The organism is Roseobacter denitrificans OCh 114, from assembly GCF_000014045.1.
Taxonomy (GTDB): domain Bacteria; phylum Pseudomonadota; class Alphaproteobacteria; order Rhodobacterales; family Rhodobacteraceae; genus Roseobacter; species Roseobacter denitrificans.
Genome location: NC_008209.1, coordinates 1,226,610 through 1,247,907, shown reverse-complemented (window position 1 = coordinate 1,247,907; position 21,298 = coordinate 1,226,610). Strand labels below are relative to the sequence as shown.

The 21,298-nt window shown below is 58.5% G+C and carries 20 protein-coding genes; 4 read left to right on the top strand and 16 right to left on the bottom strand.

What is annotated here, in order from left to right; all coding sequences use genetic code 11:
• Nucleotides 1-16: 16 nt before the first annotated feature.
• Nucleotides 17-1,051 carry a uroporphyrinogen decarboxylase gene (gene hemE / locus RD1_RS05930; RefSeq protein WP_011567550.1) on the bottom strand — a complete coding sequence of 345 codons (1,035 nt, stop codon included), beginning with the start codon at nt 1,049-1,051 and terminating at the stop codon, nt 17-19.
• A 103-nt stretch (nt 1,052-1,154) separates the two neighbouring features.
• Here hemE and hemC point away from each other — a divergent pair, with 103 nt between their 5' ends.
• On the top strand, nt 1,155-2,099 hold the full coding sequence (hemC, locus tag RD1_RS05925; RefSeq protein WP_011567549.1) for a hydroxymethylbilane synthase: 945 nt from the start codon (nt 1,155-1,157) through the stop codon (nt 2,097-2,099).
• A gap of 159 nt (nt 2,100-2,258) precedes the next feature.
• On the opposite strand, the gene hemF is transcribed toward hemC, so the two are convergent.
• The 4 genes from hemF to clpS form a co-directional block, all read right to left on the bottom strand.
• Nucleotides 2,259-3,152, bottom strand: a complete 894-nt coding sequence (gene hemF, locus RD1_RS05920) for an oxygen-dependent coproporphyrinogen oxidase (protein ID WP_011567548.1) — start codon at nt 3,150-3,152, stop codon at nt 2,259-2,261.
• 74 nt (nt 3,153-3,226) lie between these two features.
• Nucleotides 3,227-4,027 carry an SDR family NAD(P)-dependent oxidoreductase gene (locus RD1_RS05915; RefSeq protein ID WP_011567547.1) on the bottom strand — a complete coding sequence of 267 codons (801 nt, stop codon included), beginning with the start codon at nt 4,025-4,027 and terminating at the stop codon, nt 3,227-3,229.
• 24 nt (nt 4,028-4,051) lie between these two features.
• Nucleotides 4,052-5,047, bottom strand: a complete 996-nt coding sequence (locus RD1_RS05910; RefSeq protein WP_044032975.1) for a class I SAM-dependent methyltransferase — start codon at nt 5,045-5,047, stop codon at nt 4,052-4,054.
• Between the two features lie 4 nt (nt 5,048-5,051).
• A complete protein-coding gene (gene clpS, locus RD1_RS05905) occupies nt 5,052-5,393 on the bottom strand; it encodes an ATP-dependent Clp protease adapter ClpS (protein ID WP_011567545.1) in 342 nt (113 codons plus the stop codon).
• A gap of 393 nt (nt 5,394-5,786) precedes the next feature.
• Here clpS and RD1_RS05900 point away from each other — a divergent pair, with 393 nt between their 5' ends.
• The gene (locus RD1_RS05900) at nt 5,787-7,244 is read left to right on the top strand and encodes a D-alanyl-D-alanine carboxypeptidase family protein (RefSeq protein ID WP_011567544.1); all 1,458 of its coding nucleotides are present in this window, start codon (nt 5,787-5,789) and stop codon (nt 7,242-7,244) included.
• A gap of 200 nt (nt 7,245-7,444) precedes the next feature.
• Here RD1_RS05900 and ccoS read toward each other — a convergent pair whose 3' ends face one another.
• The 8 genes from ccoS to ccoN all read right to left on the bottom strand — a co-directional run bounded on the left by ccoS (nt 7,445) and on the right by ccoN (nt 15,208).
• Nucleotides 7,445-7,606, bottom strand: coding sequence for a cbb3-type cytochrome oxidase assembly protein CcoS (ccoS, locus tag RD1_RS05895; RefSeq protein ID WP_011567543.1), 162 nt, complete (start codon nt 7,604-7,606; stop codon nt 7,445-7,447).
• Nucleotides 7,603-9,792 (bottom strand): heavy metal translocating P-type ATPase, encoded by a 2,190-nt coding sequence (locus tag RD1_RS05890; RefSeq protein ID WP_011567542.1) that lies wholly within the window; start codon nt 9,790-9,792, stop codon nt 7,603-7,605. The genes ccoS and RD1_RS05890 overlap by 4 nt, the downstream gene beginning before the upstream one ends.
• A complete protein-coding gene (locus RD1_RS05885; RefSeq protein ID WP_011567541.1) occupies nt 9,789-10,253 on the bottom strand; it encodes a FixH family protein in 465 nt (154 codons plus the stop codon). The genes RD1_RS05890 and RD1_RS05885 overlap by 4 nt, the downstream gene beginning before the upstream one ends.
• Nucleotides 10,250-11,686, bottom strand: coding sequence for a cytochrome c oxidase accessory protein CcoG (ccoG, locus tag RD1_RS05880; protein WP_011567540.1), 1,437 nt, complete (start codon nt 11,684-11,686; stop codon nt 10,250-10,252). Before ccoG ends, RD1_RS05885 begins: the two co-directional genes overlap by 4 nt.
• Before the next feature lie 107 nt (nt 11,687-11,793).
• Nucleotides 11,794-12,660 (bottom strand): cytochrome-c oxidase, cbb3-type subunit III, encoded by an 867-nt coding sequence (gene ccoP, locus RD1_RS05875; protein WP_011567539.1) that lies wholly within the window; start codon nt 12,658-12,660, stop codon nt 11,794-11,796.
• Entirely contained in the window at nt 12,657-12,842 is a 186-nt protein-coding gene (locus RD1_RS05870; RefSeq protein WP_011567538.1) for a cbb3-type cytochrome c oxidase subunit 3, read from the bottom strand. Before RD1_RS05870 ends, ccoP begins: the two co-directional genes overlap by 4 nt.
• Nucleotides 12,843-12,854: 12 nt before the next feature.
• Nucleotides 12,855-13,580, bottom strand: a complete 726-nt coding sequence (gene ccoO, locus RD1_RS05865) for a cytochrome-c oxidase, cbb3-type subunit II (protein ID WP_011567537.1) — start codon at nt 13,578-13,580, stop codon at nt 12,855-12,857.
• A gap of 14 nt (nt 13,581-13,594) precedes the next feature.
• Nucleotides 13,595-15,208: a cytochrome-c oxidase, cbb3-type subunit I gene (gene ccoN, locus RD1_RS05860; RefSeq protein ID WP_011567536.1), complete on the bottom strand. Its 1,614-nt coding sequence runs from the start codon at nt 15,206-15,208 to the stop codon at nt 13,595-13,597.
• 207 nt (nt 15,209-15,415) lie between these two features.
• Between ccoN and RD1_RS05855 the strand changes: the two genes are divergently transcribed.
• On the top strand, nt 15,416-16,252 hold the full coding sequence (locus tag RD1_RS05855) for a universal stress protein (RefSeq protein ID WP_011567535.1): 837 nt from the start codon (nt 15,416-15,418) through the stop codon (nt 16,250-16,252).
• A gap of 21 nt (nt 16,253-16,273) precedes the next feature.
• On the opposite strand, the gene fnrL is transcribed toward RD1_RS05855, so the two are convergent.
• Nucleotides 16,274-17,017 carry a transcriptional regulator FnrL gene (fnrL, locus tag RD1_RS05850; RefSeq protein WP_011567534.1) on the bottom strand — a complete coding sequence of 248 codons (744 nt, stop codon included), beginning with the start codon at nt 17,015-17,017 and terminating at the stop codon, nt 16,274-16,276.
• 63 nt (nt 17,018-17,080) lie between these two features.
• Between fnrL and hemN the strand changes: the two genes are divergently transcribed.
• Nucleotides 17,081-18,436, top strand: coding sequence for an oxygen-independent coproporphyrinogen III oxidase (gene hemN / locus RD1_RS05845; protein WP_011567533.1), 1,356 nt, complete (start codon nt 17,081-17,083; stop codon nt 18,434-18,436).
• A gap of 106 nt (nt 18,437-18,542) precedes the next feature.
• Here hemN and RD1_RS05840 read toward each other — a convergent pair whose 3' ends face one another.
• Nucleotides 18,543-20,123 carry an ABC transporter ATP-binding protein gene (locus tag RD1_RS05840; protein WP_011567532.1) on the bottom strand — a complete coding sequence of 527 codons (1,581 nt, stop codon included), beginning with the start codon at nt 20,121-20,123 and terminating at the stop codon, nt 18,543-18,545.
• Nucleotides 20,120-21,298 (bottom strand): ABC transporter permease, encoded by a 1,179-nt coding sequence (locus tag RD1_RS05835; protein ID WP_011567531.1) that lies wholly within the window; start codon nt 21,296-21,298, stop codon nt 20,120-20,122. Before RD1_RS05835 ends, RD1_RS05840 begins: the two co-directional genes overlap by 4 nt.

Genomic DNA, 21,298 nt, shown 5'->3' with positions numbered 1-21,298 from the left:
AAGGCACAATCCGCGTTTACTGCCCCCGAACCGCGTCAATCATGCGCTGCACATTGTCCGGGTCAGCATCCGGTGTGATTCCGTGACCGAGGTTAAAGATGTGCGGGCCGCCAGAAAACGCCTTTACGATCGCGCGCGTCTCATCAATCAACGCCTGCCCGCCCGTGACCATATGGCTTGACGCCAGATTACCCTGCACGCAGCCATCGACCTGAACATTGGCCGCCGCCCATTCCGCGCTGACCGAGTTGTCGAGGGCGACGCAATCCACGCCGGTGGCTTTTGCGAAGCCGATGTATCCATCCCCTGCCTCGCGCGGGAAGCCGATGACCGGAATATCCGGATGACGCGCCTTGATCGCGGCGGTGATCTCGCGCGCAGGTTCCAGCGCGTATCTCTGGAAATCCGCGCCTTTCAGCGACCCGGCCCAACTGTCAAAAATCTTGACCACCTCTGCGCCGGCTTCGATCTGTCGGGACAGATATTCGATGGTGCCCTGCGTGATCCGCGCCAGAAGTGCCTCGAACAATTCCCGGTTTTCATCTTTCAGCGCATGCGCAGGTGCCTGATCAGGCGTGCCGCGCCCGGCAATCATATAGGTCGCCACCGTCCAGGGTGCCCCGGCAAAACCAATGAGCGTCGTTTCCTGCGGCAACTCGCGGCGCAGAATACGCACGGTTTCGTAGATCGGATTCAGAACCGCGTCGATCTCGTCCACGGGCTTGAGCTTGTCGAAATCCGCTTGGGTTGTGATGGTGGACAACCTCGGCCCCTCGCCGGTGACAAACCACAAATCCGCCCCCAGCGCCTGCGGCAACAGCAGGATATCGGCAAAAAGGATGGCCGCGTCGAACCCATAGCGACGGATCGGCTGCAACGTCACCTCGGCGGCCAATTCCGGGTTATAGCACAGCGACAGAAAATCACCGGCCTGCGCGCGCGTCGCTTTGTATTCGGGCAGATATCGCCCTGCCTGACGCATCATCCAGATCGGAGGGGTGGGAAGTGTTTCGCCTGCCAAAGAGCGCAGGATGGTTTTTGCCGCGGCCATGTTCGTCCTCTTGGTAACTCAAAACGTTGGTCTTCGTCTCAGGCGGTATTGTCAAGTCACAGACGGGTTGTCAGGGTAAATTGACGCGCTTAAAGATGTGATTATGACAGTAATGCTTCCTTCCCCCGACTCGCCCCTCAAGATCGGCACCCGCGGCTCGCCTCTGGCGATGGCGCAGGCCTTTGAAACCCGTGCGCGCCTGATGCAAGCCTTTGATTTGCCTGAGAATGCCTTCACCATCGTCGTGATCAAAGTCACCGGTGACATGATTCAGGATCGCGCGCTGAAAGACATCGGTGGCAAGGGTCTTTTCACCCGTGAAATTGAAGAAGATCTGCTGTCAGAAAAAATTGACATCGCGGTGCATTCCATGAAGGACATGCCGACGCTGCAACCGGACGGGCTGATCCTTGATACCTACCTGCCGCGCGAGGATGTGCGCGATGCGTTCATCTCGCCGACGCTGAAAGGTATCGCCGATCTGGCGCAGGGCGCGGTGGTCGGCACTTCCAGCCTGCGGCGCAAGGCACAGCTGCTCAACCGCCGCCCGGACCTGAATGTGGTCGAATTTCGCGGCAATGTGCAGACGCGGCTGAAAAAGCTGGCGGATGGCGTGGCCGAATGCACCTTCCTTGCCTGCGCCGGGTTGAGCCGTCTGAAAATGGATGAGGTGCCTGCGACGCCGATTGAAACCGACCACATGCTGCCAGCGGTAGCGCAGGGTGCCATCGGGATCGAACGCCGGATCGCGGACACAAACACGGCAGAGTTGCTGAGCGCGATCCATGATGGCCCTACCGGTCAGCGGCTCGCGGCCGAACGCAATTTCCTGCTGACGCTGGATGGTTCCTGCGAGACACCGATTGCGGGGCTGGCAGAGCTTTCGGGCGATCATCTGCGGCTGCGCGGTGAAGTGCTTCGCCCGGATGGGTCCGAAGCGCTCAACGGTGAACGCTCAGGTCCGATATCGGATGGCGCGGCCATGGGGCGCGATCTTGCCGAAAAACTGCTCAAGCGCGCCGGACCCAGCTTTTTCGACTGGCACTAGATCGTCTCACGAAACACCCGAAACATCACTTAGCGCTTTGAGATCTTTCATTTCAGGCAGCGTTACGTGGTTAGGATTTTTGGAATGACGCTTTAGCCCATGTATCTCACTCCCCGGCGCGATCCCTAAAGGGCATCGCGCCGGGGCAGTTTCACTGCATCACACCCATTTTGCCAAGGGCGGCAGGCTCATCAATACGGCATTCGCGTCGTGGCCTGTCTCCAATCCAAACTTGGTACCACGATCATAAACCAGGTTGTATTCGGCATAGAGGCCGCGATGCACCAGTTGCGCATCCTTGTCCGCGTCCGTCCAGTCTTGCGTCCGACGTTTGCGCACCAGTGGCACATAGGCAGGTAGGAACGCGCGCCCGATGTCCTGGGTCAGGGCAAAGTCCCGTTCCCAATCGTTCGTGCAGTGATCATCCATGAAAATCCCGCCCACGCCGCGCGCCCGATTGCGGTGCGGGATATAGAAATACTCATCCGCCCATTCTTTCAGCCGCGGGTAGAGCTCTGCCCCATGTGGGTCCAGTTTTTCCTGTTGCTGGGCGTGAAAATGGGCGGTGTCCTCGTCGTATTCGATGCAAGGGTTCAAATCGGAGCCACCCCCGAACCACCACGCATGGGGCGTCCAGAACATCCGCGTGTTCATATGTACCGCAGGCACATGCGGATTTTGCATATGCGCGACAAGGCTGATGCCAGAGGCCCAGAAGCGCGGATCATCCTTCATCCCCGGAATGCCCTTGCGCGCCGCCATCGCGGATTGCGCGCGGGTGCCAAGGGTGCCGTAGACGGTGGATATATTCACGCCGACCTTCTCGAACACACGACCGCCGCGCATCACGCTCATCAAACCACCACCGGCGTCAGAACCATCATCGCTCTGGCGTTTGGTTTCACTTACATCGAAAACGGCCGCCTCTCCATCGCTGAGAGGGCCTGTCGCGTGATCCCGCTCCAGCTCTTCAAAAGCTGCTACGATCTGATCGCGCAGGTCACGAAACCAGGCAGAGGCGCGTGTTTTTTCCGTATCGTAGTCTGTGGTCATAGTGCAGCCTAATGTGTCAGTTTATCCTGACACCATCTCTAAACCGCTTTTCCACGGCATTCCAAGCGCAATTGTCAGTGCGCCGGCACCGCGACCGCATCCAGCAGGCTGCGCCCGCCGTCGACCGTCATGACTTCCCCGGTCATGAAGCTTGAACTCTCTGCCGCAAGAAACTGGACAGCATCAGACAGTTCAGCCGGGCCCGCAATGCGCGCCAGCGGCGTTTGATTGCGAATTTCATCGCGCCACTCACTATGTTCGCTCATCGAGGTTTTCAGCGATGCACTCATCACCGACCCGAAGGCGATGGCATTCACGCGGATGCGCTCAGGCGCCAGAACCAGCGCCATGGAGCGGGTCATCTGCTCAAGCGCGGCAGAGGCGATGGAATAGCCCATCAACTCCGGGCGCGTGGTGCGGGCGGTAATTGAACTGAGATTGATGATTGATCCACATTGACCCTCTGGCTGGTCAACCCCCTGCTTTATCATCCTTTTCGCGACCTGTTGTGTCAGATGCAGTGCTGTCATAAGGTTCTGTTCCAGCAAAATCGAAACCGATGTGTCCTCAAAGTCCAGCGCATCCGTTTCAAGCACCTGCCGCGATGCGTTGACCAGAATATCGACCCGGTCAAAGCTATCAATCGTCGCCGAAACCAGATTGGCGATTGTCAGACGCTGGCGCAAATCACCGCCGAAGTAACGCAGATTACTGTCTTCGGACAGATCGCCCCACTCTTCGGCGAGCCTCCTTTCGTCGATATCGGCACACATCACATTCGCGCCACGATCTGCAAATTGCCGGGCGATCGCCAAACCGATGCCGTTCGCCGCGCCTGTTACGATCGCCGTTTTGCCACTGATGGAAAAAGACATGAGTCTCCTTTCGGGATAGCCAGCCTAGCGCCGGACCTGTCGTTTGGGGCGCGCTGCATGGAACAGTTTAAAGCGCGTATCACCACCAATTTCAAAGCAATTTGCAAAGCTGTCTTGCAGGCATTGCTCGTAGGGCAAATGACGGTTTGCCACCATCCAGAGCTGCCCCTGCGGCTTGAGCATCGCCGCCGCTGCCCGCACAAACGCCTGCCCCAATGCGGGATCAGCCGTGCGGGATGTATGAAACGGCGGGTTCATCACCACGGCATCCACTTTGCGCCCGGGCGTCCACGCGGTGGCATCGGCCCAGTGGAAGACAGCGCGCGGGTCAGTGACATTTCGCCGTGCGCATTCGAGCGCCATATGCTCCGCCTCCACGAGGTGCACCGCTTCGACATCCGCACGGGTCAAGATATGGGCAGACAAAAACCCCCACCCCGCGCCAAGGTCAGCAACCTCATGCCCCAGTTTATCCGGCAGCGCATCCACCAGCAGGGCGGAGGCCGGATCAATCGCATCCGCCGAAAAAACACCAGGCGCGGTCCAGAACCCACCCTCGGTCAAGGCCGGCCCATCCCGCCAGTCTTCAAAAAGTTCCGCATCCGGTGCCATACACCAGAAAAGCTTGCCATGGGCCTTGGAGATCGGCGCGGAAACCTCCACACGCTTGCGCATGTCCCGCAGAATGCTGTCGATACCGTCGGTTTTTTGACCGTCAATGATGACCATTTCCGCGCCCGGCGCCATAGCTTGCGCAATCAAGGCGCGCGCATCTTTCTTGGCGCGCGGCAGACAGATGATGGTGGTGGCATGTGATCCGCCAAACTCCGCCTCACAGGGGTATCCGCGCGCTTTCCACGCCTCATGGGCCGGTTTGAATCCCTCGACAATGCACGTCCGATCACGCGGCAGTTCCATAAGTCGCGCGTCAAGCGGCGGCTTAACAACCGTGATTTGGCCGGCGTCAGGCAGCACCAGACCACCCTCGCTCAGCGCCAGCACCAGACGGGCGTCGATCACCTGCTTACTCTTCTTTTTCCATTGTGCACTGCAGCGGATGCTGGTGGCGACGCGCAAAATCCATCACTTGCGCGACTTTCGTTTCGGCGATTTCGTGACTGAAGACACCCACGACCGCGACGCCTTTTTTATGCACCGTCAGCATGATCTCGAACGCCTGCGCATGATTGAGACCAAAGAAACGCTCAAGCACATGCACCACAAACTCCATGGGCGTGAAATCATCGTTCAACAACAAAACCTTGTAAAGCGGCGGGCGCTTCGTTTTCGGTTTCGTTGCGGTCAGGATGGAGGTATCCCCATCATCTTCCGAACGGTCAGACATCATGTGTAAATCTCGGTGCATTGCTGCTCCTGATATTGGCGGGTGTGGTGAGTCCTTGAACAGGTTATATAACTTGTCTGCGCGTTTAGAAAAGGGGCAAGGCCGAGTGGAAAATTCCGCCCATTGCCAAGGTCGATGTGACTGCGGCGCGCATCGGCGCTACACGATCCGGGAAATCGCACCGCTGTGCCGGTGACTCAACGGCTGCGCAGCGATTTTGGGCAGAATTGCGCTCGCCTTTGACGAAACCGGCTGATGCCTGCGCTTAATTTGCATCAAGTTTAAGCTTCATCGAAGCTTAACACATTCTCTTTAATTCAATGGTTTATTGAAACCAAAAGCTGTGTTAGCGTCAGCGCCAATAAAGTCAGCCGAAAAAATTCGGCGACATGAGGCAGAAAAAAGGCGGTTATCATGAAGGTTCGGCGCACCTGGCCGGCCCGGTATGGGCTATATGCATTCGCGGTACTGTGGATGCTCGTTATCTTACCTCTCACCGCAGCAGCCGCCCCCTATGCGGCGTTTGTGATGGATGCGCGGACGGGCGAGGTTTTACATTCCCGCAACGCAGATACGCGTTTGCACCCTGCATCCTTGACCAAGATGATGACGCTCTACATCGCTTTTCAAGCTGTTGAAAACGGGGAGATTTCGCTTGATACCAAGGTCAAGATTTCCCGCTTTGCCGCTGCGGAACCTCCTTCAAAACTGGGGCTGAAATCAGGCCAGCGCATCGCCTTTCGCTACCTGATACGGGCCGCTGCGATCAAATCCGCCAATGATGCGGCGACCGCCATCGGTGAAGCACTCGAAGGCTCAGAGGCGGCCTTTGCGCGGCGCATGAACCGAACCGCGAAAGAACTGGGGATGACCCGCACAACGTTCAAGAACGCGCATGGTCTGACGGAAAGTGGGCATATGTCCACCGCGCGCGATATGTCGCTATTGGGGCGTCATGTGCTTTATGATTACCCCGAATATTACAATCTGTTTTCTCGTCGGTCGACCCATGCCGGGGTCAGGGATGTTGCAAACACGAACCGCCGCCTTCTGGCAGCCTACCGCGGAGCGGATGGTATCAAAACAGGATACACGCGTGCGGCGGGCTTCAATCTCGTTGCCTCCGCCGAGCGTGGTCAGGAACGCATTATTGCAACCGTTTTCGGCGGCACCTCGACAATTGCGCGCAACAAGCGGGTTGCGGAGCTGCTCGACATGGGCTTCAAACGCGCGCCAAGCAGGGCAACCGTGCGCAAGCCCAAAAAGCCGTCCTATTTTGCGACACGACATCAGGGGACACGGGACGCGACGATCATGACGGCCAGTTTGCGCCCACAGATCCGGCCGCTTGTCGCTGCGGTGGAAAGCCCGGTCAATGCGGAGGACATAATCGCCGCAGTTGAGCAGGCAAAGACGTCGACAGCAAGCATCGCAAGCACCACGGGAATACTGAACAGCGATATCAAATCGGCCCTGATCGAAGCACAGGAAACCCCGTCAACAGGTTCTGCGGTCCCGATCGGCGGGGTCGCACCCGTGTCGATCAGGCCTGCCATGCGCCCCACGGACCTGATCAACGCCTCGCTGGACCAGTCAGCGGAAACCGAAGTCGTCACACGACTGTCGACATCAGGCGGGCGGCAATGGGGTGTGAATGTCGGGCAGTTTGGCAGCCGATATCTTGCCGAACGCGCGTTGTTGACGACCGCGCTCACAGAGATGGAGACGCTGGATGGCACATTGCGCAAGGTTGTGCGGCGGTCGAGTGGGTTTGACGCCAACTTCCTCGGTATGACCGAAGACTCCGCAGATCTTGCATGCCGTCGCCTTCAGGCGCGCAACATCACATGCAAAACGGTGGGGCCATCCTGAGCCCTTGGCAAACCGCTTGTCACCTCCCGGCGCAAAACTGCGGCGGGCAACCACGGGTTATGATCGGCACAAAACCCTTCGTGACGATTTTAAAAAGCTAAAGCGTCATACGGAAAAACTGAATCACATAACGCTGCCTGAAATCAAGAATTTCAACGCGCTACATGATACGTGATGTTTCAGGTATTCCGTCAGACGCTCTAATCGCTTTTCGGCTTATCGTCCCATTCATCACTTAGAATGCGGCGGCTGTCACCTTCGGGGTCTTCGTATTGACGGCTGCGCAACGTATATAAGAACCCGGCCAGCCCAAGGCCTCCGAGTATCAGGGAAATGGGGATCAGATATGCCAGGACGTTCATCCGCGCCCCCTGATCCGCAGAGCATTGACCGATACCGTTAGCGACGACGTCGACATCGCCAAGGCCGCGATCAGCGGCGTGGCCAGACCGGCGACAGCAAGCGGCACCGCGACGATGTTGTACACCGTTGCGATTTGAAAGTTCTCCCGGATGCGCTTGGTTGCCAGCCGCGCCGTTGCAACCGCATCGGCCACGGGCATCAGATCCTGACCGAGCAGCACGATATCAGAGGCAGCGCGTGCTGCATCCAGAGCCTGCGCCGGACTGATTGACACATGTGCCGCCGCCAAAGCGCCGGTATCATTCAAACCATCGCCGATCATCAAGACCCGTTGGCCCTCATCGGTCAGGCGCTGGACGAATGCAACCTTGTCAGCGGGCAGCATTTCGGCTGCAAAATCCGGCATTCCCAGATGTGCCGCCGTTTGGGCAACAGGTGCCTGACGATCGCCAGACAGCAAGATTACCCGCATTCCCTGCCGTTTCAGCGCAGCCATCAGATCAGCGGCACCGGGGCGGGGACGGTCTTCGAACCGCAGGATGATCGGCGCGCCCTCGCCGGTATCCAATGCCGTGCACAAACCATCGGTTTCAACCAGCGCCCCGATCCACTCAGGACGTCCCAGACGAACAGGCCTGTCCGCATAATGCGCTTGCGTGCCAAATCCCGGTTGCTCCGTCAGATTTGAAAGCGCGATCTCAGCCGTATCATCATCCTGCGCAGCGGTCACGATTGCCTGCGCCAGAGGGTGTGATGATCCCCGCGCCAGCGCATAGGCCAGCGATTGTTGATCCTGCGTCAGATCATGCCAATTCGTGGCGCGCGGCATGCCCAGCGTCACCGTGCCGGTTTTGTCAAAGACGACCGTATCCACCTCTGCCAGACGTTCGAGAGCGGTGGCATTCTTGATCAGGAGACCCTTTCGAAACAGCCGCCCGGATGCCGCAGTTGTAACTGCCGGCACCGCAAGACCGAGCGCGCAGGGGCAGGTGATAATCAGTACCGCTGCCGCAATATTCAGTGACACACGCATGTCGCCCGACCACAAGAGCCAGCCCAGAAATGCGAGGGCGGACAGGATATGAACCCCCGGCGCATAAAGCTTGGCGGCGCGATCCGCCAGTGATGTGTAGCGGGACCGCCCGCTTTCGGCGACGGCGACAAGGGCGGCGAGTTGGTGCAGGGATGTGTCCGTGCCCACCGCTGTGGCCTCAAGTGTCAATGGCCCTGTCAGGTTCACCTCGCCTGTGCTCATCGGGTCACCGACCGTGCGCATGACCGGCATTGCCTCACCGGTCAGGGCAGAGCGGTCGACCTCGGATGTGCCGTCAATCACAACGCCATCCACGGGCGCGCGCGCACCGGGGCGCACCAGCACATGATCCCCGAGACGCAGCGCGCTCACGGCAATTTCGCTGGTTTCACCGTTTTGAATTCGGAAGGCCCGGGGCACTTCGAGCGCGGTCAGTTCTTCGGCGGCAGAGCGTGCGGCAGAGCGCGCACGCGAGTCCAACCAGCGACCCGCCAGCAAAAAGAAGACCAGCGTCAGCGCGGCGTCAAAATAGGCGTGCTTGCCGGAAAGCCCGGTTTCCCAAAGGGATGTTACGACCGCCAGCACAATGGCCAATGTGATCGGCACATCCATATTGAGCCGCCCCGCCCGCAGCGCCGCCCATGCGTTCCGGAAAAACGGCTGGGCGGAAAAGGCAAGGGCCGGCAGGGTGATCGCTGCAGATATCCAATGGAACATGTCCCGCGTTGCATCCGTGGCCCCCGACCAGACCGCGACCGATAACAACATCACATTCATGGCGGCAAAGCCGGCAACCGCAAGGCGCATGAGGATATCACGACTGGCGGCATCGGTCTGCGTCTGCGAGAGCGCGCCCAGATCAAGCTCATGCGCTTCAAAACCCGCGGCCATGACCAGATCGGCAAGCTCCTGCGCCGTCACACCCGGAGCGGCATCAATCATCACGCGTTTGCGTGTCAGGTTGACGCGCGCCGCACGCACACCAGCATGGGCCGTCAGGCTGTTTTCAACCTTTGAAATACAAGCCTGGCAATGGATTGTCGGCAAGGACAGGGCCAGCTGCGCATCCGGCAACGGCACTTCAGCGCGCGCGGCAGGTGCCGAAAGACAACCGGGGCAGCTCGCAGGGCCATTTGTGGCCGTTGCCGTCATGAACGCGCCTTTGGAACATGCAGGATCACGCGCTGGCGAAATACCCGGCCGTCAGCGGATGTGGCCGACATGCGGATGTTCCAGTTTCCCGGCGCCAGATCGGCCGGTGCCACGTAGCGTTTGCCGTCGAATTTGAAATCCGGCGTGGAATCGTCTTTGACATGCGTGGCGCGCCCAAGGGTTGCGTCCAGTGTCGCGACCTCTACGGGCTGGCCGGCTGCATCCGTGACGGACAACAAGACCTGCCCCCCCCGCGCATCGGCACGCACAGACCAGCCAAGCGACTGCTGGACTTCGCGGTCTTTGTCAAAGCTTTGGCTGGCCACGTAAGAGTTCTTGACCTCAAGGCCGGGGAACGTGCTCACGGCGTTGAACGCCAGGGTCAGGTTGACAGTGATGATCACGAAAAATGCACTGCATAAGATGAACGCGACGTGGCGTCCGGTCAATTCCTTGGTCATTGGTTTGTACCCTTCCCTGTGAAGTTACTGTCTTTGTAGGCGCGATCACCATTGGTGAGGTCCTCGATCCAGAACCGCAGATCGGTGTGATCGCCTTCTGCCGGTGCCGAGTTTGGCGGCGCGATGACATAGACCCGCTGAAGGTGTGAGGCATCCGCGCCGACGGAAACCGACCCGTAGGGCGTGCCTTCCAGCTGGATGCGCACAGCCGGATCACCTTGCACGGCAATTCGGAACAGCCGCTCTTCGTTGTTCTTGTTGCGCAGGCGGATGTCATATGTGTTGCGGATGGATCCGTCAGACATGGTGACAAATGTGGGGTTGCGCACCGGTGCGACGGTGACTTCGATGTCCGCCCGGATAAAGAGCGCCACAAGCAAAGCCACACCAACACCACCCCAAAGCGCGGTGTAAATCAGGGTCCGCGGGCGGAAAATGTGTTTCCAGACCGGCCGTGGCGGATTGCCCGCGCGCTCCAGTTTCTCATCCGACAGGGCAAGGTAGTCAATCAATCCGCGCGGCTTGCCGATCTTGGCCATGACGTCGTCGCAGGCATCAATGCAAAGCGCGCAGGTGATGCATTCCATCTGCTGCCCGTCGCGAATGTCGATCCCCACAGGGCAGACGTTCACGCAAGCCATGCAGTCGATGCAGTCACCCATCGGCTCGCCCGCCTTGACTTCTTCGGAGTGCTTGCGCGGCTCCCCGCGCCATGGCCGATAGGCAACGGTCAACGTATCCTCATCCATCATCGCGCCCTGAATGCGCGGCCATGGGCAGGCGTAAATGCAGATTTGTTCGCGCGCGAACCCACCGAAAACAAAGGTTGTCGCGGTCAGGATCGCCACCGTGATATAGGCCACAGCCGCCGCCTGCCCCGTGAACAGATCGACAAGAAGCGTCGGCGCATCGGCAAAGTAGAACACCCAAGCCCCACCGGTCGCAACAGCTATGAACAGCCAGACCGTCCATTTCGTCAGCCTGAGCCGCAGCTTGCGCGCATCCATCTTTTCCTGGCGATGCAGACGCAGCCGCGCGTTGCGGTCCCCTTCGATCCAGCGTTCCACCAGAATGAACAGGTCGGTCCAGACGGTCTGCGGGCAGGCATAGCCACACCACACACGCCCCAGCGCCGAGGTGAACAGGAACAACCCAAGACCCGCCATGATCAACAGACCGGCCACGAAATAGAATTCATGGCTCCAGATATCGATCCAGAAAAAGTAGAACCGGCGGTTTGCCAGATCCAGCAAGACCGCCTGATTTGGCAAATCCGGTCCCCGGTCCCACCTGATCCACGGCACGACGTAATAGATGCCCAGCGTAACGATCAGGACGATCCATTTGAAATTGCGAAACGGACCCGAAACCCGGCGCGGAAAAATCGGCTCGCGGGCGGCGTATAGGCTGGGTGGTGTTGTCTGGTCGGACAAAGCGGTTCACTCCGGGTTGCGGTCACGATCAACCTAGTCTGATTGCATAAGGCGCGGCCTTGATTTGCATCAAAACCGCGCCCGCTTTTTCGTGACGTGGCGTTAGGTTACTCGCCGCCGCCCAGCTGGTGCACATAGACGGAGACTGCCCGGATTTCAGCCTCAGAAAGACGCTGTGTCCAAGGTGGCATGACGCCATAGCGACTGTAGGTCACAGTCTCCATCAGGGTGTCGTAGTCGCCGCCATAAAGCCAGATCGCATCCGCAAGGTTCGGGGCACCCTGATCGCGATCTCCAAGGCCTTCTTCGCCGTGGCAGGCGCTGCAGTTGTCCAGATAAACCTCTGCTCCGGCACTGACCTGGGATGCATCAAGCGGCGTCGCGCCAGACAGGTCCATCACATAGTTGACCACGGATGTGATTTCTTCTGGTTCGAGAATGTCGCCAAAGGCGGGCATTTCCGAATAGCGTGCATCGTCATCATCCTCATTGCGGATACCGTGCGAGATGGTGGCGTGAATGTTCTCAATATCACCGCCCCAAAGCCAGTCGTCATCCAGCAGGTTGGGATAGCCCACAAAACCGGCGGCACCGGAACCGTGACACTGCGTGCACCACGTACGGTAAACCGCAGCCCCGGCAGATGTGGCGTAGGAGTTCAGCTCCGCATCATTGGCGATCTCGGTCAATTCGACAGATGCCAGACGCATGTTGATGCCTTCGTTTGCCACTTCGACCGCCGCGATTTCCTCGGCGACTTCCCCGCGTGTGGAATAGCCGAGCAAGCCCGACGTTGCGGACGACACCAGTGGCCATGCGGGATAGGCAATCGTATAGCCGACACCCCAGATGATGGTCAGATAGAAGCACCAGAGCCACCACCGCGGCATCGGGTTGTCGAATTCCTCGATCCCGTCCCAGCTGTGGCCGGTGGTGTTGGGATCACCTTCTTGTTTCGGGGGGACTTTGGTCATTTTTGTGCCTCCTCTTGCGGGGCGGGTCGTTCATCATTTCGGAAGATCATCGTTTTGGCTTCGTCATGCAGCTTGTTGGACCCGGGTCGTGCGACCCAGAACCAGATGCCAACGAAAATGCAAAACAATAACAAGAGCATCCAGCTATCGGCGAATTCACGCAGGAAAGAATAGGTTTCCATCTTTTCCCCTCCCTAGCGGCTTGCATCTGGGGTGAAGGTCGAGAAATCGACCAGCGTGCCCAGCATTTGTAAATAGGCGATCAGCGCATCGGCCTCGGAGATACCGGGCGCCCCGTCAAAGTTGCGCACCTGCGCCCCCGGGTAGCGTTCCAGCATTTCGTCATAGTCGCTGTCCGGATCGGCCTGCGCGCGGAAATCCGCATTTGCCGCCGCGATCATCTCATCGGTATAAGGCACGCCCACGAACCTATGTGTCGACATCAGTTCGGCCACATAATCCGGCTCGATCAGCGTCTCTTCGAGAAAGCCATACTTCGGCATGATCGATTCAGGCACAACCGACTGTGGGTCGCGCAGGTGATCAATGTGCCAGTCATCCGAATAGCGACCGCCAACACGCGCCAGATCCGGCCCGGTCCGCTTGGAACCCCATTGGAACGGATGGTCGTACATGGATTCCGCCGCCAGCGAATAATGCCCGTAGCGCTCGACTTCGTCGCGCATCGGGCGGATCATCTGGCTGTGGCAGACATAGCACCCTTCGCGGATGTAGATGTCACGGCCCGTCAGTTCCAGCGGCGAATAGGGCCGCATGCCTTCAACCTTTTCGATGGTGTTTTCGAGGTAGAACAGGGGGGTGATCTGCACCAGCCCCCCGATTGTAACCACAAGGAAGCTCAGCACCAGCAACAGTGTTGCATTGGTTTCAATGAACTTGTGTTTTGCGAGGATCGACATGTATTGATCCCTCCTTATTCAGCAGGGACAGCTGTGCCGAGCGGCGCCTTGGCGGGCGCAGCCTTCACAGTCATCCAAAGGTTGTAACACATGATCAGTGCGCCGCCGAGGAACAGAACCCCACCCAGACCACGGACCACATACATCGGGAACTTGGCGCTGACGGTGTCGGCGAAAGAGTTCACGAGGAAGCCGTTGGCATCCACTTCACGCCACATCAGGCCTTCCATGATTCCGGTCACCCACATGGACGCCGCGTAGAGCACAATGCCGATGGTGGCGAGCCAGAAGTGCCAGCTGACCAGTGACAGCGAATAAAGACGCTCGCGCTTCCACAGCACCGGCACGAGGTAGTAAAGCGCGCCGAAAGTGATCAGCCCGTTCCAGCCAAGCGCACCGGAGTGCACGTGCCCAATGGTCCAGTCGGTGTAATGCGACAGCGAGTTCACCGCGCGGATCGACATCATCGGACCCTCGAAGGTGGACATGCCGTAAAAGGCCAGCGACGTCACCATCATCCGCAGAACCGGATCGGTGCGCAGCTTGTCCCAGGCGCCTTGCAGCGTCATCAGACCATTGATCATGCCACCCCAGCTTGGCATCCACAGGATGATCGAAAAGACCATGCCCAGTGTCGCCGCCCAATCAGGCAAAGCGGTATAATGCAAGTGGTGTGGACCCGCCCAGATATACAGGAAGATCAGCGCCCAGAAGTGGATGATCGACAGCTTGTAGCTGAACACAGGCCGTTCAGCCTGTTTGGGCACGAAGTAGTACATCATGCCGAGGAACCCGGCGGTCAGAAAGAAGCCAACCGCGTTGTGGCCGTACCACCACTGCACCATCGCATCCTGAACGCCCGAAAAGACCTGCACGGACTTGGAGCCCCAGATCGACACGGGGATCGAGATGTTGTTGACCACATGCAGCATCGCAACGGTCACGATAAAGGCCAGCAGGAACCAGTTTGCCACGTAGATATGTGGCTCTTTGCGGCGGATGATCGTGCCGAGGAAACAGGCCAGGAAGGCAAGCCAGACGACTGTCAGCCAGATATCAACATACCATTCTGGTTCCGCATATTCCTTGGATTGTGTGCCGCCCAGCAGATACCCGGTCGCGGCAAGAACGATGAACAACTGATAGCCCCAAAAGACGAACCACCCCAGATTACCGCCCCAAAGCCGCGCCGCCGACGTCCGCTGCACGATGAAGAACGAACTGGCGATCAATGCGTTACCCCCAAAGGCGAAAATCACCGCAGAGGTGTGCAAGGGCCGCAGCCGTCCGAAGTTGGCATATCCCTCGGCCCATTCGAAATTGAGGCTTGGAAAGGCCAGTTGGAAGGCAATCACGACGCCCACCAAGAAGCCCACAACACCCCAAAAGGCCGTTGCAATCACGCCTGCACGGACAACGCTGTCGAAATACTCATCTTTGGCGATGGGCGTGACAGGTTCATCCGTCCTGCGCAGCGTGACCAGAAACAGGCCGCCTGCCACAAGCATAAAGATAATCATATGAAGCTGGTAGGCCAGATCGCGCGCATAGCTGGCTGCGATCATCGCAAACAGTGTAACGAGCCCCAGCGCCACCAACTTTAGGTAATTCAGTGTTCCGGTATTCATACTCCGGTATCCCTTCCGTCTCGGCTATGTGCAGACGGAGTCCGCCCGCACAAATCTCATCAGTCATGAGGAGTGTTCTTGCCCGTCGGCGGTTTGAATACTTTGATCTGCATCAACACGAGTCGAGATTTTAAATGATGCGGATCAAGGAAACCTCGTTCAGCCCCGTTAGGATAGCCGTGTTCCATGGCCAAAAAGGAGCGGAACATGGCTTATAAATCCATCTTCACTGCGCTTACTGCCTTTGATGAAACCTCACCGGCGCTGGCATTTTCAGCCGCAACCGCCGAAGCACAGGACGCGCATCTTGAGGTGCTTTGTGTCGGGGTCGACCGCACACCGAACACCTATTTTGAAATCGGATCAAACGCGGTGGTGATGCATGCCGCGATCGAGACGGCGCATGAATCCGCGGAGCAAATTCAAGCCGCAGTGCGCGCATATCTGCAAAACTCCATGTTGCGCTGGGATGTTCTGAACAGCGTCGCGCCAATCGCCAGTCTGGGGCGGACAGTGGCCACGCAGGCCCGCTTTGCAGATCTTGCGATTGTAGGCCTGCCCTACGGCAAACCGACACAAACAGATGATTGCAGTATTCTCGAAGGCTTCCTGTTTGAGGCCGATTGCCCGACGGTGGTCGTCCCCGAAGGCGCAGCCGTGGCAAAACCCCAAAGCATCGTGATCGGGTGGAACGAAAGCACCGAAGCCCTGCGCGCCATCAAGGCGGCGATTCCCTACCTGCAAAAAGCCAAGCACATTCACATTGCCATCATCGACCCGCCCGAAACCGGGCCGGAGCGCTCTGATCCCGGTGGCGCGCTCGCCGTCTATTTGTCGCGCCATGGTATAAAGTGCGACATCAATGTGATGACGCGCGCAGGGTTGAAGGTCAGCGAGCGGCTTTCGCAATATGTGACGGAAACCGGGTCCGATCTGCTGGTTATGGGCGGATACGGTCACTCACGTTTCCGCGAAGCCGTTCTGGGTGGTGCCACCCGCGACATGCTGGAGCACAGCAAGGTGCCGGTCATGATGGCACACTAGCCCTCGCGACCCGAGCGCATGTCAGCTCAGGATACCGCCATCGCTGTCATCCCCCGCCTCTTCCATGAGGCGGTCCATATCGGGCACCACGATGCGCCGCTTGCCCTCAAGCACGACGACACCGTCCTTTTTGAGCGCCGACATCTGTCGGCTGACGGTTTCCAGCGTCAGGCCCAGATAATCAGACATGGCCTCACGGGTCAGCGGCAGATCAAAGACAAGGCTGTTGGATTCCGTATTCTTGGACAGAATTGCATCGCGCCGGGCAATAATCGCAAGCAGGCTGGCGATTTTTTCGCGCGCTGTCTTGCGTCCCAGCACAAGCATCCACTCGCGCGCGGCATCCAGTTCATCCAGGGTCATCTCAAGCAGGCGATGCGCCACATGGGGCGTCGATGAGATCATCTGCTCAAAGGGTTTGCGTCTGAAACAACACATGACAAGGTCGCTTGTCGCAGTCACGGTATAAGTCGCAATTTCGCGACCCGGGCGCCCGACAAAGTCCGATGGCAACAGCAGACCGACCATCTGTGTGCGCCCGTCTTCCATCGTTTGGGTCAGGGAGGCCACACCGGAGACCACGGAGGCGACGAAATCCATGCGGTCCCCCGACCACATGATCGTTTGACCCGCAGAGAAGCTGCGATAGTATTTTATATCCTCAAGAAGCGCCAATTCTTCTGTGTCACAGCGTGCACAAACAGCGCGATGCCTGATCGGGCAATTCACGCATTCCTTGACGTTAGGCACAACGACGTCTTGCATCAAATTTCTCCGCACTTGATCCACATCAAAGTCTCCGCTTCCGACAAACCATATCCAGTCTCCATGACACTGACATCCAAACTCGCCAAATTGGGTCTATTTGACGCAAGAGTTCCGCGTTACACCAGCTATCCGACGGCTCCGCAGTTTTCTGCCGACACCACGGACGCTGACGCGCGCGCCTGGATCGCTGCGATACCGCCGGGAAGCCGCATTTCATTGTATTTGCACATACCGTTTTGCCGACGGTTGTGTTGGTTTTGCGCCTGCCGCACTCAGGGCATATCAAATAATGGCCCAGTGGCGGCCTATCTGTCTACACTAAAAGCAGAATTAAGTATGTTGGCGGCCATTTTACCGCCCGACATCAGCCTCAGCCGTGTCCATTGGGGCGGCGGCACGCCCACCCTGTTTGAAGCGGGCATGATCGAAGAGCTGGCCGGGGCAATCAACGATCTGGCCCCCATGGCCCCAAATGGTGAGTTTTCGGTCGAAGTCGACCCCAATGAAATAGACCAGTCCCGGGTGGATGCGCTGGCAGCGGCCGGTATGACCCGCGCCTCGATTGGCGTGCAGGATTTCGATGTCGAGATACAGACAACCATCGGCCGGCTGCAGAGTTTCGACGTGACACGCTTTGCGGCGGATATGTTGCGGGCCTCGGGGGTGCATTCGCTGAACACGGATATCCTGTTTGGACTGCCACATCAGACGACGGAAAAAATTGCCGCCAGTGTGCAGAAGCTTCTTACGTTGTCGCCTGATCGTGTCGCGCTTTACGGCTACGCGCATGTGCCATGGATGGCGCGGCGCCAATCGCTGATTCCGTCCGATGCGCTGCCAGCACCCGAAGAGCGGCTGAAACTCTTTGAAACAGCCCGGCAACTGTTTGAATGGGACGGGTATCGCCAGATCGGGATTGATCACTTCGCCGTGCCACACGACACGCTGGCCGTGGCCGCGCGGACCGGCAAACTGCGCCGCAATTTTCAGGGGTATACGGATGAACCGGCTGAAGTGCTGATCGGTCTGGGCGCATCGGCAATTTCGCGCTTCCCGCAGGGCTATGCTCAAAACAACCCCTCGACATCCGGCTATACCAAATCCATTCGCGAAGGCGCGTTTTCCACATCGCGCGGGCATTGCTTTTCAGAGGATGACCGACTGCGCGGGCGTCTGATCGAAGCGATCATGTGCGATTTCGAAGTCGACATCGATGATATGATCTCCCGCTTTCCGAAGCGTGAAGCGCACATTCGGGCCCTGCTGGCGCGGGCCGCAGCCCATTTTGGCGATATCGTTCAACTTAAAAAAGACAGGTTCCAGGTTTTGCCCGATGGGCACGCGCTGGCACGGATCATAGCGCGCCATTTTGATGCCTATGAAATGTCCAGCGCGGGACATGTGTCGGCAATCTGAGGATGAGAGCCTCTGACGAAGTGCCTGAACCTTCAAATATCACGTAACGCGTTGCGACCCTTGATTTCAGGCCGTGTCACGCGCCGCAGGTTTTTCGCATGACGCTCTAGGTCGCGGCCGCCAGCAAGCTGCGCGTGTATTCGTGGCGCGGTGCTTCGAATACCTGCTCGACGCTGCCCGCCTCAACCACATCACCGCGTTTCATGACCATCACGCGGTGCGACATGGCGCGCACGACGCGCAAATCGTGGCTGATGAAAATGTAGGCCAGCCCGTATTTCTTTTGCAGATCCCGCAGCAAATCCACGATCTGCACCTGTACCGTCATATCCAGCGCCGATGTCGGCTCATCCAGCACCAGCAGTTTGGGGCGCAACACCATCGCGCGTGCGATTGCGATGCGCTGACGCTGTCCTCCGGAGAATTCATGCGGATAGCGGTCCATCGTGGCCGGATCGAGGCCCACCTCCACCATCACATCATGCACAAGGTCCCGGTGTTCGCGGTCCGGATCAACGCTGTGAATGCCCAGCCCTTCGGCAATGATCTGCATACAGGTCATCCGCGGGCTGAGTGACCCGAAAGGGTCCTGAAACACGATCTGCATGTCTTTGCGCAGGCTGCGCAGCTGACGCGTGGACCACTTGCGCACATCCTGATCCATGAAGGTGATCTTGCCCTCTGACGCGATCAGCCGCATCAGAGCCAGCGCCATCGTGGTCTTACCCGACCCGGATTCGCCCACCACGCCGATGGTTTCACCCGCGCGCACGCTCATGCTGGCATCATTGACCGCTTTGACGTGCCCGACGGTGCGACGCAGCAATCCCGCCTCGATCGGGAACCAGACCTTGAGGTTGTCGGTCTGGGCCACGATGGTCGCCTGATCCGGCACAGAGACCGGCGCGCCCGACGGCTCGGCACTCAACAGTTTTTGCGTGTAGGGGTGTTGCGGGTTGGCAAATATCTCGGTGGTTTTGCCGCTTTCGACGATTTCGCCATGTTGCATCACGCAGACCTTGTCGGCAATGCGCCGCACAATGCCAAGGTCGTGGGTGATGAACAGAAGACCCATGCCCAGACGGTCCTTCAAATCCTTGAGCAGGTCGAGAATCTGCGCCTGAATTGTCACATCCAACGCAGTTGTGGGTTCATCCGCAATCAGCACATCCGGTTTGTTGGCCAGCGCCATGGCGATCATGACCCGCTGGCGTTGCCCGCCCGACAGCTGATGCGGATAGCTTGTCACGCGTGTTGCGGCGTCATGGATACCCACCTGTTCAAGCAGTTCGATAATACGCGCCCGTGCCGCGGCCCCGCTCAGCGCCTGATGCAAGGCAAGGCTTTCGCCCAGTTGCTTTTCGATTGTGTGCAAGGGGTTAAGCGATGTCATCGGCTCTTGAAAGATAAAGCTGATGTCATTGCCCCGCACCTTGCGCAACAGCGTCTCGCTCGCCCCGATCATCTGCTGACCGTCATAGGTGACAGAGCCCGACACCTCGGCGCTATCCCCCAGCAGAGACACCGTGGATAAGGCCGAGACGGATTTTCCCGACCCGGATTCGCCCACCAAGGCGACGGTTTCTCCCCGCTCAACCGAAAAGCTCACGCCCTTCACGGCGGTCGTCAACGCGCCGTCCTGCCTGAATTTTACCACCAGGTCCTTCACATCCAGCAGTGCACTCATGAAAAGGTCTTTCTGGGGTCGAAGGCGTCGCGGATCCCTTCAAAGATGAAGATCAGCAGCGACAACATGATTGCGAAGGTAAAGAACGCGGTGAAGGCCAGCCAGGGGGCCTGCAGGTTCTGTTTCGCCTGCAACGTCAATTCGCCCAGCGACGGCGCAGAGGACGGCAAGCCAAAGCCAAGAAAATCCAGACCCGCAAGCGTCGCGATTGTCCCCGTCACGATAAAGGGCAGCATGGTCAGCGTCGCCACCATCGCATTGGGCAGCATATGCCGGAACATGATGGTGATGTTGGACACACCCAAGGCGCGGGCAGCCCGGACATATTCCAGATTACGGGCACGCAGGAATTCCGCACGCACCACACCAACAAGGGACATCCACCCAAAAAGCACCATCAGCAGGACGAGCAACCAGAAACTTCGCCCCAGAATGGCAAACAGGATGATGATGACGTAAAGCTGCGGTGTGGAGGACCAGATTTCGATGATGCGCTGAAAGATCAGGTCGGTCTTGCCGCCGAAATACCCCTGCACAGCACCGGCGATGATGCCGATAATGCTGGCCAGTCCGGTGACCATCAACGTAAAGAAAATCGACAATCGGAACCCATGCACGACCCGCGCCATCACATCGCGTTTCGTGCCATCCGTGCCCAACAGGTTTTCGCCGTTTGGCGGCAAGGGGGCCGCACCGGGCCGGTCAACAGCCGTATCGTAGGAATAGGGGATCAGCGGCCAGATCGCCCAACCCTTTTCAATCGGATCACCGTCGATGATGCCATCGCTCGCGTCTTCAATATAACCTTCGGGATCATCAAAACACAGATCAAGACCGCCTGTGGCGATCAGACATTTCACCTCCGGATCGCGATAGACCGCTTCGGTCTGGAAATCGCCGCCAAAGGCCGTTTCCGGGTAAAAATTCCAGATCGGCGTGTAAAGCTCGCCCCGGTATTGCACGAGGATGGGTTTGTCATAGGCGATAAACTCGGCAAAGATCGACAACCCGAACAGGATCGAGAAGATCCACAAGGACCAATAGGCCCGCCTGTTGCGTTTGAAATTGCGCCACCGCCGTTGGTTCAACGGCGACAGGCGTCCGCGTTTTGGCGCAGCTTTGGGTGCAGCGCCTGGTGCCGGTGAAGCCTCTGGCAGGGGGTCAATAGCCGCCAT

Excerpts from the sequence above, each read along its gene's own strand:
- hemE (WP_011567550.1), bottom strand. The coding sequence starts at position 1,051 with ATGGCCGCGGCAAAAACCATCCTGCGCTCTTTGGCAGGCGAAACACTT.
- hemC (WP_011567549.1), top strand. The coding sequence starts at position 1,155 with ATGACAGTAATGCTTCCTTCCCCCGACTCGCCCCTCAAGATCGGCACC.
- hemF (WP_011567548.1), bottom strand. The coding sequence starts at position 3,152 with ATGACCACAGACTACGATACGGAAAAAACACGCGCCTCTGCCTGGTTT.
- RD1_RS05915 (WP_011567547.1), bottom strand. The coding sequence starts at position 4,027 with ATGTCTTTTTCCATCAGTGGCAAAACGGCGATCGTAACAGGCGCGGCG.
- clpS (WP_011567545.1), bottom strand. The coding sequence starts at position 5,393 with ATGCACCGAGATTTACACATGATGTCTGACCGTTCGGAAGATGATGGG.
- RD1_RS05900 (WP_011567544.1), top strand. The coding sequence starts at position 5,787 with ATGAAGGTTCGGCGCACCTGGCCGGCCCGGTATGGGCTATATGCATTC.
- ccoS (WP_011567543.1), bottom strand. The coding sequence starts at position 7,606 with ATGAACGTCCTGGCATATCTGATCCCCATTTCCCTGATACTCGGAGGC.
- RD1_RS05890 (WP_011567542.1), bottom strand. The coding sequence starts at position 9,792 with ATGACGGCAACGGCCACAAATGGCCCTGCGAGCTGCCCCGGTTGTCTT.
- RD1_RS05885 (WP_011567541.1), bottom strand. The coding sequence starts at position 10,253 with ATGACCAAGGAATTGACCGGACGCCACGTCGCGTTCATCTTATGCAGT.
- ccoP (WP_011567539.1), bottom strand. The coding sequence starts at position 12,660 with ATGACCAAAGTCCCCCCGAAACAAGAAGGTGATCCCAACACCACCGGC.
- RD1_RS05870 (WP_011567538.1), bottom strand. The coding sequence starts at position 12,842 with ATGGAAACCTATTCTTTCCTGCGTGAATTCGCCGATAGCTGGATGCTC.
- ccoO (WP_011567537.1), bottom strand. The coding sequence starts at position 13,580 with ATGTCGATCCTCGCAAAACACAAGTTCATTGAAACCAATGCAACACTG.
- ccoN (WP_011567536.1), bottom strand. The coding sequence starts at position 15,208 with ATGAATACCGGAACACTGAATTACCTAAAGTTGGTGGCGCTGGGGCTC.
- RD1_RS05855 (WP_011567535.1), top strand. The coding sequence starts at position 15,416 with ATGGCTTATAAATCCATCTTCACTGCGCTTACTGCCTTTGATGAAACC.
- fnrL (WP_011567534.1), bottom strand. The coding sequence starts at position 17,017 with ATGCAAGACGTCGTTGTGCCTAACGTCAAGGAATGCGTGAATTGCCCG.
- hemN (WP_011567533.1), top strand. The coding sequence starts at position 17,081 with ATGACACTGACATCCAAACTCGCCAAATTGGGTCTATTTGACGCAAGA.
- RD1_RS05840 (WP_011567532.1), bottom strand. The coding sequence starts at position 20,123 with ATGAGTGCACTGCTGGATGTGAAGGACCTGGTGGTAAAATTCAGGCAG.
- RD1_RS05835 (WP_011567531.1), bottom strand. The coding sequence starts at position 21,298 with ATGGCGGCTATTGACCCCCTGCCAGAGGCTTCACCGGCACCAGGCGCT.